This is a genomic window from Planosporangium spinosum, from assembly GCF_049999945.1.
GTDB lineage: Bacteria > Actinomycetota > Actinomycetes > Mycobacteriales > Micromonosporaceae > Planosporangium > Planosporangium spinosum.
Genome location: NZ_JBLYUB010000031.1, coordinates 1 through 12,707 on the forward strand (window position 1 = coordinate 1; position 12,707 = coordinate 12,707).

Genomic DNA, 12,707 nt, shown 5'->3' on the forward strand with positions numbered 1-12,707 from the left:
GGGCCTCTGCGTACGGGCGTGACGCCCGACGGGTGGGCCCGTCGGGCGTCACGCCCGTGCCGGTGGTGGTGCGTCACCCGGCGCGGTCAGCCGCCGATCGCGATCCCCGGTTCGATCGTGATCCCCTGTTCGGCGGAGAGCCGCTCCTCGAACGCACGCACCTGCTCCCGGTACCGGTCCAGGGTGCCGTCGCCGAGCGCGTCCGGGTCCTCGGCGACCCGGTCGAGCAGGACGGCCAGTGGCTCGCCGTACGCCGAGCTGCGCATCGCCTCGGTCAGGGTGGTGTTTCCGGCCAACACCTCGCCGGCGAGTTCCCGCAGCAGCGGGTCGTCGGCGGTGCGCTGGACGGTGCGCAGCAGCCCCAGCTCCAGGTGGCCGACCAGTTCCTCCCGGCTGATCCGGTCCGTCGTCACGGCTGCTCCCTCGGGAAGTCGGGCGGCTGGGGGCCGGCCTTGTGGTGCTGGAACATGTACGGTTCGGGCGGGAGCGGCCTGGGGCACAGGCCGCCGTTGGTGCCGCCGAGGCTGCGCATGGCGGTGTCGGCCACCTTCAGGGCGATGTCCACCTTGTCGTAGAAGCCGGTGAACTCCTCCCAGAGCTGGAAGATGCTCAGGACCAGGTACAGGCTGGCGCCGTAGCCGATGATCGCGCCCAGTCCGGTCTCGATCGTGGCGGTACCGGCGGCGACCGCGACCGCGAGCACGACGAGCTGGTCGAGGATCTTGCCCAGGGCCACGCCCATCAGGTCGAACTGCGACCAGGAGTACTCGGCCGCCGTCCGGTACTTCTCGCCGACCATCCGGTACAGCTGGGCCTGGCCCTGGATGGCCAGGCCCAGGTTGCGCAGGTAGACGTGGCAGGCGTCGGCCGCCTCGCCGCGCCACACCGCCGGCAGGTCGTCGGCGATCGCGCACACGTTGCGCCCCACCGCCTCCATGGCGGGCGCGCAGTTCCCGAACTCCGTGCCCGCGTTCCACAGCCCGTTCCAGTCCCCGGAGAGATCCTTGAGGAAGGCTTCGAAGATGTCCTTGCCGAAGAGCTTGTACACGATGATCCGGACGTTCGCGCTCGGGCTGAGCGTGTCGACCAGGTAGTTGTACGTGACTGTGAAGTCCGGCGGGTTCTCCGCGTGATGGCCCCGATCGAGGAACCACTCCGGGTCGACCGCTCCGGCGTTGCCGAACAGGACGCCTCCGGTACGCGGCGGTGCCGCCGCGTCGAGCGCGGCGCGACGGTCGGGGCTCGGGTCGCGGAAGAGCAGGTCGAAGTCGCGCGCGCTCCGGTCGTCGGTCTCGGCGTACTGCTTACGGGCGAAGCGCACGCCGGTGGCGCTGGCGGTGAGCAGTCGTGAGATGTGGTCGCTGTGCTCCTGGCCCCACTGATAGCTGTGCTGGACGCCGAACCGGAGGGCGTTGATCAACCCCTCGCCGCCGAGTCCGACGTCGGCCTTGTTCCTGATTCGCCAGGTGATCTGGCCGACGTCGGCGGCGGCGTTCTCCAGGGCGCCCGCGAGCCGGTCGAGTCCGTGAAGGTCGGCGTGGAACGTCACGGGGTACCTCCCGGGTGGGTGCCGACGGTGTTCGTCATCGTCGGTCGGTGTGGTCGCGGTTCGGGCGTCCCGGCGGGCGCTACGCCGTGCCCTCGGTCTGCTTGCAGTCGAACGGGACCCCCTTGGCGCCGTCCTGAAGGCAGAGGGTGATCAGCACCTTGGCGCCCTCGGGCATGTTGTGCGCGTTGTTCACATGGCAGTTGCCGTTCGCGCCGTCGGCGTCCACCGCCGTGTCGGAGTAGGAGGTGCCGTCGCGGCCCTTCCAGTCGGCCCAGACGACGACCCGGTACCCGTCGGCCACCCGGTCGCAGGCGCTCCACCGGTCGCCGTTGGAGTAGAAGTAGCCGTAGCCGCCGCTGTTGCCGACCGAGGCGTCCCAGCCGGCCAGTGCCGCGCCCGGGAACCCCAGGACGGCGGTGCCCGCCATCGCCACCGTCAGCGCACCGGCGAGTGCGATCCTGCGCGTTGCCATGTCGTTTCCTCCCCAGCCTGAATCGGCATCCGCCGGCCGGCTCGTCCGGCCGGACACCGGTCAGCCTGAGGGCCCCGCCATGCCAACACCCTTGCCATCGCCTTGCCGCGCCCGTCACCCGATCGCCGGACGGTCGGCCTGCGGTGGTTCGGGCCGATTTGACGTATCCGGTGCGGGAGGGAACTGTGGGAACTGGACGGCTGCCCATCGGATCCGAGGAACCTTCGAGGAGTACACGATGCTTGCTGTGACGGACAACGCGGCAGCGGTGATCCGCGACCTCACCGACCAGGAACAGGTACCCGACGGGGCCGGGCTGCGCATCGCGACCGACGAGTCGGCCGGGGCGCTCCGGCTGAGCCTCGAGCCCGAACCGCAGGAGGGCGACCAGGTGCTCGACGCCGAAGGCGCCCGGCTGTTCCTGGACCGCCAGGCGGCTCAGATCCTCGACGACAAGTCACTCGACGCCGCCGTCGACGCGCAGGGTGGCGTGCAGTTCGCGGTCGAAGACCAGCCCACCCGGGCGTAACTTCAGTACCAGATCGCCAGCCGCTGCCCCCGCTCGTTGACCTCTGGCGGGTCGGGGAGTGAACCGCCGCGGCCGGTCGCGATCCGGTGCGCGCTCCACGCCGCCGCGGCGGCGTCGAGGACGTCGTCGGGCCCGGCCCGCCCGGCCGCGCCGAGATCGTCGGGTACGGCGATGCCGGCGCCGTCCAGCAGGCGGCGCCGCAGGGCGTGCCCGGCCCAGGTGTGCTTGGGGTACGGCAGGTGCGCGCCGGCCAGCGTCGCGAACGACACCTCCGGGTGCACCTCGTACAGCCGGTACCGGCCGGAGTCGGCGCAGGCGTTCGCCTCCAGCAGCTTCGCCCGCAGCCCGTACGCCTGGACGCTGAAGCCGGCCCCGCCGGGCAGCGTCCGGCAGTAGGCGTTGGCCGCGGCGTACGGTTCGATCTCCCAGACCGCGCGTGGCGGCACCCGGAACACGCTGCTGCGCCGGGGGCCGAGGCGCCCGGCCGCGAGGGTGTCGGCGCGCCGCCAGCCGGTGTCGAGCAGGCCGAGCGGGATGTCCACCCCGACCGCGGCCGGCTCACCCGCGGCGTCCAGCAGTTCGGCCAGCGCCAGGTGCAGGTGGGCGCCGGCGAACACCCCGTCGCGCAGCTCCACCGCGACCCAGCCGGCGCGGCAGGCGTCGACTCCCAGGACCCGGATCACGCCGGCATTGTCCCGCCGGCCGGCGTGGCCGTTCCCGCCACCGGCCGCCCGGCCAGGCTCAGGGGCCGTTCCCGCCACCGGCCGCCCGGCCGGGCTCAGGGGTCGCCGTACTCGCTGCTGACCCCGGCCGGGGTGAGCGCGGTGATGTAGTGCTGCGGCCCGTGGTCGTACAGCGACTGCTGGAACGGCATGTTGCGGAACAGCCGTAACTGGTGGGTCAGGAACGCCATCGGCGCGGCGACCAGGCCGGTGAGGTTGCCCAGCTGCTGGGTGGCGCGGGTGGCGGCGGTCGGCGCGCCGTCCGGGCCGCAGTGCAGCTCCCGGCCGAAGTGCGCGAACGGGCCGGACACGGTCGGCGGCAGCTGCGGTACGACGTCGCTGCCGTAGACGTAGCGGACCACGTTGTCGTGGAGGAACTCGTCGTTGTCGCACGCCGCCGCCAGGCCCGGCTCGCCGATCATCGGCTGCCCGTACGTGTACACCGCGCGCAGCGTGCGCGCGAGCGGCCGGTACGCGGGTTCGGTGCGCAGCATGACCGCCATCAGCGCGGCCATCGCCCCGCCGAGGCTGTGCCCGGTGAGGTACAGCGCCTCCATCCGCTGCGGCATCGCCTTGCCCTTGGCCCGCACCGACCGGCCGTCGAGCGCGCGGTGCAGGGCGTGGATCACCTCGTGCCGGACGGCCCGGACGTTGCGGTAGAACCCGCCGTGGACGGCGAACGACACGGGCGGGTCGGCGAACGGCACCGGTACGGTCTCGGGGTTGACGTCGGCGTCGGTGAGCCAGTTGATGAAGTCCAGCGGCTGGGTTCCCCGGAAGCACAGGATCACCACCCGGCCGTCGGCGCTCTGCACCAGGTACGCGTGCGAGCTGATGAACATGGCGTCGACGTCCTCGCTGAGCTGGCGACACTGGTTGGACTCCAACCCCATCCGCGCCATGATCGTGGTCAGCGTCGCCGCGTCCGCGTACGCGTACCCGGCGCAGGTGGCCAGCACGTGCGCGACGACCCGGTCCGGGTGCTCGCTGACCTGCGTGAGGATGTCCTCGAGCTTCTTGTACACCGGGAAGGTCGCCGACTCCGGCTTCTTCAGCGGTCGCAGGTGCCGGTAGGTCGGCGCCACACTCTCGTGGGTCTTCATCCGGGGTCATCCTTTGTGGCGGCAACGGGCTGCCGGGAGAAGATTCCAGTTCGGTTCCCGGCCAAACGCCGACCCGGGGTGCCGGACCGATCCCGTCGGTCCGGGCCGCAGCGCGCACGCGGGGTGACCCGGGCGGCGCGGCGCGCCGGTTGACCTTCACCCTTGGGGAAGCCACAGCATCGGCGGCGTACCGGGCGACCGGCCCGGTACGGGGAGGTGACCATGGGGCTGCTGACGATCGGGGAGTTCGCCCGGGCGTGCCGGCTGTCGCCGAAGGCGCTGCGCCTGTACGACGAGCTGGGGCTGCTCGTGCCCGCCCACGTCGACCCGCGGTCGGGGTACCGGTTCTACGCGCCGGCCCAGCTGGAACGGGCCCGGCTGGTGGCGTGGCTGCGCCGGCTGGGCATGCCGCTGGCCCGCATCAGGGTCGTCTGCGACCTGCCGCCCGCCGACGCCGCGCGGGACGTCGCCGCGTACCGGGACCGGATCGTCGCCGAGACCGCCGCCCGCGAACGGCTGGCCACCTTCCTCGTCGACCACCTGTCAGGGAAGGGAACCGCCATGCCGGACACGCACCGCACCACGCTCGGGATCCGCTACGCCGCCCGCACCGACACCGGCAAGGTCCGCACCAGCAACGAGGACGCCGCGTACGCCGGGGCCCGGCTGCTCGCCGTGGCCGACGGGATAGGGACGCCCGGCGGGGACCGGGCCGCCGCTGCCGCCATCGACGCGCTCAAGCCGCTGGAGGCCGGCGTACCGGCCGGTGACCTGCTCAACGCCCTCCGGGACGCGGTCGCGGACGCCGACCGGGCGCTGCACGGCATCGCCGCGTCCGAGCCCGGCGCCGACAGCGTCGGCACGACCCTCACCGCGATGCTGTGGGCCGGCTCGCAGCTCGCCCTGGTGCACATCGGCGACTCGCGGGCGTACCTGCTGCGCGACGGCGAGCTGTTCCAGATCACGCACGACCACTCGTACGTCCAGTCGCTGGTCGACGAGGGGAAGCTCAGCCCCGACGAGGCCGCGTCGCACCCGCAGCGGGCCATGCTGCTGCAGGCGCTGGACGGCAAGGGGCGGGCGCGGCCCGACCTGTCCCTGCACGAGGCCCGGGTCGGCGACCGGTACCTGCTCTGCTCCGACGGGCTGTCCGCCGTCGTGGGTGCCGGGCCGCTGCGTACCGCGCTGACCACGGCCGGCGACCCCGAGCGGGTGGTCGGGCGGCTGATCGACCTGGCGTACCGGGCCGGCGCACCGGACAACATCGCCTGCGTCGTGGCCGACGTGGTGGAGGTATAGGGCAGCCAGGTCAGAAGGGTAGAGCCCGCCAGGTCAGACCAGTAGCCGGATCAGGGCCGCCGTGCCCGCCGCCACGCCGACGACGACCAGGAACGGCGCGCGCAGCAGGACCGCGACGGCCGCCGCGGCGAGCCCGCCGGCGCGGGCGTCGAGGGTCAGCCGGTGACCGGTGGTGAACGTCTGGATCATGATGAGCGCGCTCAGCAGCGCGACCGGCAGGGCCGCGGCGATCCGCTGGACGAGCTTGTTCTCCAGTACCCGGGGCGGCACCGACAGGCCGGCGAGCTTGAGCAGGTAGCAGCCGATCGAGCCGGCCAGGACGGCGGCCCAGATCACTTGGCCGCCGCCCCGGTCCGGGCCCGCAGGACCAGCAGCGCGGCCGTGGCGGCGGCCAGCAGGACCGGTACGCCGGCCGGCACGAACGGCACCGCGACCAGCGCGACGGCCGCCGCGGTCAGTGCGATCACCCACGGTTCGCGGGAGCGCATGCGTGGCGCCAGCAGCGCGAGGAACGCGGCCGGCGCGGCGGCGTCCAGGCCGAGTACCCGTGGGTCGCTCAGCGACCGGGCGCCGAACCCGCCGAGCAGCGTGCCCAGGTTCCACAGGACGAACACCGACAGGCCGGTCGACCAGAACGCCAGTCGCGCGGCGCGACCGCCGTCGGTACCGGACTCGCGGCCGACCGCCATCGCCGAGCTCTCGTCGATCACCAACTGGGCGGCGGCGGCCCGGCGCAGGCCCCGTACCCGCAGCAGCGGCGCCAGTCGCAGCCCGTAGAGCGCGTTGCGCGACCCGAGCAGCACCGCCGTGCCCGCCGCCGCGACCGGTGAGCCGCCCGCGCCGAGCACTCCCACCAGGGCGAACTGTGAGCCTCCGCTGAACAGCAGCAGGGACAGGGCGCAGGTCTGGAGCATCGACAGGCCGGAGGCGACGGAGATGGCACCGAAGGACAGGCTGTACGCGCCGGTGGCGATGCCGATGCCGAGGGCGTCCCGGATGATCGCCGACCGTTCGGGGTCATTGACGGGCTTCGTACTGTTTGAGGTGTTCATGCTGGCTGAATCGTATGCCACCGCCGATGATCAGCCGATTCCCGACTACCTTGATCATTTCTGTGTTCCTTGTCGCGTCGTCGGAGGCGGGCGGGCGCCATAGTCTCGAAGGGAAGATCGAGTCTGGGGAGCTGGAACATCGTCCGCAGGAGGTGCGTGATGGCCACATCCGACATCGTGACCACGACCCGGGAGTACCTCGGACCGGTCGGCGTCTGGCTGGCGGCGCTACGCCGCGAGACCGCCGACGTCCAGCGCGCCTTCGCGCACCGGGTGGAGCAGCTCGGGTATCGGTCGCTGTGGGCCGGTGAGGTCGTCGGCGCCAACGACATCTTCGTCGACCAGGCGGTGTGGCTGAGCGCCACCCAGCGCCTCGCGACCGGCGCGGGCATCGCCAACATCTGGGCCCGGCACCCGGCGGCCATGCAGGTCGCGGCCTCGTCGCTGGAGGCGGCCTTCCCGGGGCGGACCGTCCTGGGCATCGGCGTCAGCCACGCCCCGGTGATCGAGCGGACCGGGCAGGTGTACGAGCGGCCACTGGAGCGGATGCGCCAGTACCTCGACGGCATGGACGCCGCGATCGAGACCTTCACGCCGAACCGGGCCCGGCCGCCGCGGGTACTGGCCGCGCTGCGCCGCAGGATGCTCGAACTGGCCCGGGACCGGACCGGCGGCGCGCACACCTACTTCGTCCCGCCCGAGCACACCCGGCAGGCCCGCGAGATCCTCGGCCCCGACCGGCTGCTCATCCCCGAGCAGGCCGTCCACCTCGGTACCGACGCCGAACAGGCCCGGTCCGTCGCCCGCGAGCACACCAGCTACTACCTGCGCCTGCCCAACTACGTCAACAACCTCAAGCAGCTCGGCTTCACCGACGACGACCTGGCCGGCGGGGGCAGCGACCGGCTGGTGGACGCGATCGTCGCCTGGGGCGACGCGGACACGATCGTGGCGCGGGTCCGCGAGCACCTCGATGCCGGGGCCGACCACGTCCTGCTCCAACCGCTCGGGCCGGACGCCAGGGCGGCGGCCCAGCAGCTGACCGAGCTGGCACCGGCGGTCCTGAAGGTCCGCTGAGCCCTGGATGGCCCCCAGTCGCGGTCGGCGGGGGCGCCCGGCTCACGGCCTAGGGTCCACGCTCCGCAGCATGGTGAGGAAACCTTCGATCGCATCCAGTTGCGTGTTTGCCGGCGGATCGGGTGAGAAGTGCATCAGCTCATTACGGATCTTCCTCACCTCCGACAGGCGGGAGAGGAACAGGACCCGGTCGAGCGGCCATTTCAGGCGGTTGAAATCCGTCTGGTCCTTCAGTACGTATTCGTAGTTGCCCAGTGTCAGGTCGGCTGCCGAACTGATTCCTGACTTCTTGGAGGCGGCGCGGAGCACCTCCACCGGGAACGTCTCGTCGACCCGGCGGCGCAGCCGGCGCTCCACCTCTTCGATCAGGGCGAAGGGCCTGGACATGCTGCCGAACTGCTGGGTCAGATCGGCAGCGGTCACGATTCCCGTGATCTTGTGATCGGCGCCGCGGACGAAGACGTACCCGTTCCGGTAGATCTCGTCGATCTGTCCGAGCAGGTCCTCGTCGTAGCGCACGACCCGGGCCCTCGGGTCGGTCGCTTCGGCCAGTCCGAGGTCCGGGCTGGCCAGCCGGGCCTTCCCCATCGACTCCCAGCTCACCGCGCCGACCAGCACGTCGTTGTCGTCAAACACGACCAGCTGGGAGAAATTGTTCATCAGCATCAGGGTGATGGCGGCATCCAGCGAATCGCCCACCCGTACTCCGGTCACTCCGCTCGCGGCGGACTGGAGATCTCCGATGCGAAGTGACACCGGCGGCAGTTCGGGTTCGGGATCGGGCTCCCGGCTGTCTTCGGGGCCGGCGGTCGTGTCATCCATGCCGGTGGGTTCCGGTTCGCCGCCCACCGGCACGATCTGGACCCTGTTGTGGATCCAACCTTCGGTGAACGGCGGTTGGGTGGTGAGTCCCCGATCGGCGAGGTCCGCCTCGATCTCCGCGACCACCCGATCCGTGCGCCGCCCCGCGCCCCACATGTCGAGCAACTCGCGGATCGTCAGCTTGGGCGGTTCCGGCAGCGCACCGCCGGCGGCAAGGTCCAAGAGTTCGTCGCGGGTGGCGAACGTGTCACCGCCGTTCTCGTCAAGTGTGCGCCCTGGATCGCTGCCGTGCTTGGCGAGATGGGCGATCCGGTGGACCGCGCTGTGCCGGCTCAGCCCAAAGACCGTCAGCAGGGATCCCATGCTGTTGAGAAGGTCGGGCCGGACGTCGGCGCGCTGCACGTCGGTGCGCAACCAGGTGACCGGCAGTACGTGGCGGAACCCCTCGGGAGCGTCGGCGCGGTATCGGTACGGGCCGGTGACCTGCCCGATCGCGATCTGACCCTCCCGGGTCTTCAGCGGTACGACCACCAGGTCGCCGACCTCGATCCGGCGTAACAGTCGCCAGAGTTGACCGGTCCAGTTAGCGATCACTGCGGAGCGTCGGTCCGGGTACGTCTGCCGCAGGATGGCGCGAAGTTCGTCCCGGGTCGCGACGGAGGAGAGATCGCCCACCTCCGCCCACCCGGCGATGGCAAAGCCCTCGCGCAGCGCCTCATCCTCGCGTTCTCCCAGGTGTCCCGCACGTATCACCCACGCCGCAGTCACTGCACCAACCTATTCACGTAGCAGGGTTTGAGCGCTGTCAGTAACTTCTTTGGGGCGCACGGTAGCGGCAGCACGCGCGTCGCAGCCAGGGGGCGTGATCGGAATTAATCAATGTCCTCCGAAGGTACGACCGTGCGGTGTTCCGGTGTCGATGGTGCGTCGGGGTGCATCGGGTGTAGATGGCGATCGGGCTCGGCGACGGTCGGTTGGCGGGTGAAGACGTGACCGCTAGCTGTGCCTAGGCTGACCGGATGGAACCGATCGACGCCGCGACCGGTCTCGTCCGGCAGCGCTTCCCGCACGCGGTCGCCGCGTTCCTCGGCGGCACCGTGCTGTCACCGGCCCGTACCGCGATGTCGGACCTGGACATCGTGGTGGTTAGGCCGGACGGGGAAACGTACCGGGAGACCGTGCGCCACCACGGCTGGCCGGTCGAGCTGTTTGTGTCCACACTGGATACATACCCGCGGTTCCTCGACCGGGAGGTGACCGCCCGCCGCTCGCCGCTGGCACACATGGTCGGCCACGGGGCGATCCTGGTCGACGTCGACGGGTACGCCTCCCGGCTGCGGGCCGAGGCGGTCGAGCTGTTGCGGCGAGGGCCGGCGCCGGTGTCGGCCGAGGAACTCGAAGACCTCCGGTACGGACTGTCGGACCTGCTCGACGACCTGGCCGGCGCGACCGACCCGGACGAGACGGCCGCCATCGCCACCCTGCTGTTCACGCAGACCGCGGTCGCGGCGCTCACCCTGCGCGGCGCGTGGCTGGGTACCGGCAAGTGGCTGGCCCGCCAGCTGCGCACCGCCGACCGGGAGGTGCACGACGCGCTGATGACGGCGTTCCGCGCGGCGGTGGCGGGGGAGAAGGACGCGCTGGCGCGGGTCGCCGGGGGTATCCTCGACCGGGCCGGCGGCCGGCTGCTGGAGGGGTACCGGCGGGAGGCGACGTTCGGCCGGTGAGCCCGCGGGTGTCGCGGTTCAGTCCCGCAGCAGGTCGACGTCGCTGCCCAGCAGCGATCGCAGCCTGGCCAGTGACCGCATGGCCTGCGTCTTCACGACCCCCGGGCGGACGCCGAGGATGTCCGCGACCGTCTCGACACTGTGGTCCTCCCAGTACCGCAGGACGACGATCGCGCGGTCGCGGGGCGGCAACCGGCCGAGGGCGTCGATGAGGGTCAGCCGCAGTTCGGGCTCCGGCCCGGAGGTGGAGTGCTCGGGCAGGGTGTCCGACGGCAGCTCCGAGGCGCTCCTGCGGCGGCGGTGGTCGAGGAACGCGCGCAGCATCACCTTCGCCGCGTACGCCTCCAGGTTGTCCGCCGCGGCGGCCTTGCGCCACGAGGCGTAGAGCTTGGCCAGGGTGATCTGGGTCAGGTCCTGCGCCAGGTGCCAGTCCTGGCAGAGCAGGAACGCCCGATGCCGCAACCGTTCGGCGCGTGCCTGCGCGAAGGCGATGAAGTCGTCGTCGGCCACGCTCACGACCCCGACCCGGTGGCCAGCTGCGGGAAGTCGCGCTGACCCGCCTGGACGAGCGCGGCGTCCATCTCCGTACCCCACCGGGGGTCCGACGCGACGGCGATCGCCTGCTCCTCGGTGAGCGCCATCCGCCCGGCCGGGGTGGCCGTACCGTCCCAGGCCAGGCAGCTGGAGACCTGGACCTCCACGACACTGCCGGCGCCCCGGTCGACATCGACGAGCAGCGACTGTACGCAGTTGTCGGCGTGGCGGGTGACGACCGCCCTGCCGCCGTCCGGCAGCTGTCGGCAGGCGGCCGGTGTGCACTGGCCGGCGGACAGCGAACCGCTGCGCACCGCCACCCGCAACATCCCGGGACCGCGGCCGTCGTCGAGGTAGAGCTGTACCGAGATGTCGCCCTGCGTCGACCCCGACAGGTGGCTGGTGGTACCGCTCGGCAGCAGCCCGGTCAGCAGCGCCATCAGGGCCGCCGGCGTGGCCGGTGCTCGGTCGACCGCGCCGTTCGGGCTGGGGACGGTCGGCGGGGAAGTGGCCGGCGACCCCGGGCCCGGCGTCCGGTTCCCGGGGGACGGTGGCGTCCGGTTCCCGGGCGACGGCGCGGCCGAGGGCGAGGCCGACGCGATGGTCGGCGGCCGGTCCGCCGTCGGGCCGAGGACCTGCGGCGACAGGCGCCAACCGGCGACCGCGACGACGAGGACCGCCATGACGGTCGCGCCGGCGCGACCGACCGTACGGACGCGCCGGATCCGGCGCCCCTGCCGGATCGAGTCCTCGATCAGGCCGGCCAGAGGTGGCGGCTGCTGCCGGGCCAACTCCTCGTCCAGCATCCGCTGCCAGGAGCGGTCGGGCTGCGGTACGGACACCGCTCAGCCGCCCGTCCGGTCGAGCGGATGCGGTCCGCCGCCGCGCCGCGTACGCCACGTCGTGGCCGCACCGGTCGCGCCGATCCGCATGCCCGACACCCTTCCGCCGCGCCCGGCGGCTGCGGTCCGATCCATCGACCGGAGACGGTAGCCGGCCGCCGCAACCGGGAACCCGGCACCCATCGGCTGTGACCACCCGCGCCCCTCGCGCCGTCTGTACGGGAGAGCACGCCCGTCCGGGCGTGCCAGGCCAACACGGGAGGTACCGAGTGAGCCATCAGCTCATCGACGGTAACGGCGCAGCCGGCCACGGCGCGGGTGACGGAGAGCGCAGGCCCCGACGGGGACGGTGGTGGACAGCGGGTGGGCTGCTCCTCGGGGCGGCGGCGGTCACCGGGCTGCTGCTGAACGCCCCGTTGACCGCGTCCGCCCGGACGGTCGCGCTGACCAAGGCCGGTGACGGCACGGCGGTGAACGCGGGCGTACCGTCGCCGAGCACGGGTGTCCCGTCGCCGGGGGCGCCGTCGCCCAGGGCCGGATCCGATGACGGTGGACCGATCATGGCGCAGCTACGGCCCATGCTGCCGGCGGGCACGGTGACCGTCATCGACTCCACCGACGAGTGGGTCCGGTTCACCCTCGACGACGGCCGGGGTCCAGGGATGATCCAGGCACGGGTGCGCGGCGGTTTTCTCCCGGCCGACTCCTGCACGTCGGCGGGTGCCATCAGCCGGACCTGTCAGACCCTGCCCGGCGGGATCCGGGCGGTGACCACCCGGATCGCCGACAACTGCGTCCAGCGCATGCTTGTCGACGTCGACCACCACGGCGTCATCGTCGTCGAGGTCCAGGTCTCCAGCTGCCTGGCCTGGAACGGCACGACCAACCCGCCCGGCCGGATGGCGCTCACCGAGGCTCAGGCGCTGGCGATCGCCGCGGACCCCCGCTGGCACGAGTAGGCGGGTCGGGTGGTCGCGGT

General features: G+C 72.2%; 15 protein-coding genes. 5 read left to right on the forward strand and 10 right to left on the reverse strand.

The features are described from left to right. Positions 1-86 precede the first annotated feature (86 nt). The 3 genes from ACNTMW_RS29155 to ACNTMW_RS29165 all read right to left on the reverse strand — a co-directional run bounded on the left by ACNTMW_RS29155 (position 87) and on the right by ACNTMW_RS29165 (position 2,021). Positions 87-413, reverse strand: coding sequence for a hypothetical protein (locus ACNTMW_RS29155; RefSeq protein WP_426637118.1), 327 nt, complete (start codon positions 411-413; stop codon positions 87-89). Continuing rightward, complete coding sequence (locus tag ACNTMW_RS29160) at positions 410-1,549, reverse strand: hypothetical protein (protein ID WP_426637119.1); 1,140 nt, start codon at positions 1,547-1,549, stop codon at positions 410-412. Before ACNTMW_RS29160 ends, ACNTMW_RS29155 begins: the two co-directional genes overlap by 4 nt. 79 nt (positions 1,550-1,628) lie before the next feature. Further along, positions 1,629-2,021, reverse strand: coding sequence for a hypothetical protein (locus tag ACNTMW_RS29165; RefSeq protein ID WP_426637120.1), 393 nt, complete (start codon positions 2,019-2,021; stop codon positions 1,629-1,631). Between the two features lie 238 nt (positions 2,022-2,259). Here ACNTMW_RS29165 and ACNTMW_RS29170 point away from each other — a divergent pair, with 238 nt between their 5' ends. Continuing rightward, entirely contained in the window at positions 2,260-2,550 is a 291-nt protein-coding gene (locus ACNTMW_RS29170; protein ID WP_426637121.1) for a HesB/IscA family protein, read from the forward strand. Positions 2,551-2,552: 2 nt separating this feature from the next. Here the strand turns inward: ACNTMW_RS29170 and ACNTMW_RS29175 are convergent, their stop codons facing one another. Together ACNTMW_RS29175 and ACNTMW_RS29180 are read right to left on the reverse strand one after the other, a co-directional pair. Then, entirely contained in the window at positions 2,553-3,233 is a 681-nt protein-coding gene (locus ACNTMW_RS29175) for a DUF429 domain-containing protein (protein WP_426637122.1), read from the reverse strand. Positions 3,234-3,328: 95 nt separating this feature from the next. Then, a complete protein-coding gene (locus ACNTMW_RS29180; RefSeq protein ID WP_426637123.1) occupies positions 3,329-4,375 on the reverse strand; it encodes a lipase family protein in 1,047 nt (348 codons plus the stop codon). A 222-nt stretch (positions 4,376-4,597) separates the two neighbouring features. On the opposite strand from ACNTMW_RS29180, the gene ACNTMW_RS29185 reads away from it, so the two are divergent. Next, positions 4,598-5,674 (forward strand): MerR family transcriptional regulator, encoded by a 1,077-nt coding sequence (locus tag ACNTMW_RS29185; protein ID WP_426637124.1) that lies wholly within the window; start codon positions 4,598-4,600, stop codon positions 5,672-5,674. A gap of 33 nt (positions 5,675-5,707) precedes the next feature. Here the strand turns inward: ACNTMW_RS29185 and ACNTMW_RS29190 are convergent, their stop codons facing one another. Next, on the reverse strand, positions 5,708-6,010 hold the full coding sequence (locus ACNTMW_RS29190; protein WP_426637125.1) for an AzlD domain-containing protein: 303 nt from the start codon (positions 6,008-6,010) through the stop codon (positions 5,708-5,710). Then, positions 6,007-6,726 carry an AzlC family ABC transporter permease gene (locus tag ACNTMW_RS29195; protein WP_426637126.1) on the reverse strand — a complete coding sequence of 240 codons (720 nt, stop codon included), beginning with the start codon at positions 6,724-6,726 and terminating at the stop codon, positions 6,007-6,009. The genes ACNTMW_RS29190 and ACNTMW_RS29195 overlap by 4 nt, the downstream gene beginning before the upstream one ends. Positions 6,727-6,885: 159 nt before the next feature. On the opposite strand from ACNTMW_RS29195, the gene ACNTMW_RS29200 reads away from it, so the two are divergent. Then, positions 6,886-7,803, forward strand: a complete 918-nt coding sequence (locus ACNTMW_RS29200) for a TIGR03620 family F420-dependent LLM class oxidoreductase (RefSeq protein WP_426637127.1) — start codon at positions 6,886-6,888, stop codon at positions 7,801-7,803. Between the two features lie 42 nt (positions 7,804-7,845). Here the strand turns inward: ACNTMW_RS29200 and ACNTMW_RS29205 are convergent, their stop codons facing one another. Beyond that, complete coding sequence (locus ACNTMW_RS29205) at positions 7,846-9,393, reverse strand: CBS domain-containing anti-phage protein (protein ID WP_426637128.1); 1,548 nt, start codon at positions 9,391-9,393, stop codon at positions 7,846-7,848. Between the two features lie 251 nt (positions 9,394-9,644). Between ACNTMW_RS29205 and ACNTMW_RS29210 the strand changes: the two genes are divergently transcribed. Next, positions 9,645-10,352 (forward strand): nucleotidyltransferase domain-containing protein, encoded by a 708-nt coding sequence (locus ACNTMW_RS29210; protein ID WP_426637129.1) that lies wholly within the window; start codon positions 9,645-9,647, stop codon positions 10,350-10,352. Between the two features lie 18 nt (positions 10,353-10,370). Here the strand turns inward: ACNTMW_RS29210 and ACNTMW_RS29215 are convergent, their stop codons facing one another. Both ACNTMW_RS29215 and ACNTMW_RS29220 read right to left on the reverse strand, forming a co-directional pair. Then, the gene (locus ACNTMW_RS29215) at positions 10,371-10,868 is read right to left on the reverse strand and encodes a SigE family RNA polymerase sigma factor (protein ID WP_426637130.1); all 498 of its coding nucleotides are present in this window, start codon (positions 10,866-10,868) and stop codon (positions 10,371-10,373) included. Next, on the reverse strand, positions 10,865-11,728 hold the full coding sequence (locus tag ACNTMW_RS29220; RefSeq protein ID WP_426637132.1) for a hypothetical protein: 864 nt from the start codon (positions 11,726-11,728) through the stop codon (positions 10,865-10,867). Before ACNTMW_RS29220 ends, ACNTMW_RS29215 begins: the two co-directional genes overlap by 4 nt. Before the next feature lie 269 nt (positions 11,729-11,997). Here ACNTMW_RS29220 and ACNTMW_RS29225 point away from each other — a divergent pair, with 269 nt between their 5' ends. Continuing rightward, a complete protein-coding gene (locus ACNTMW_RS29225) occupies positions 11,998-12,687 on the forward strand; it encodes a hypothetical protein (RefSeq protein WP_426637134.1) in 690 nt (229 codons plus the stop codon). Positions 12,688-12,707 lie beyond the last annotated feature (20 nt).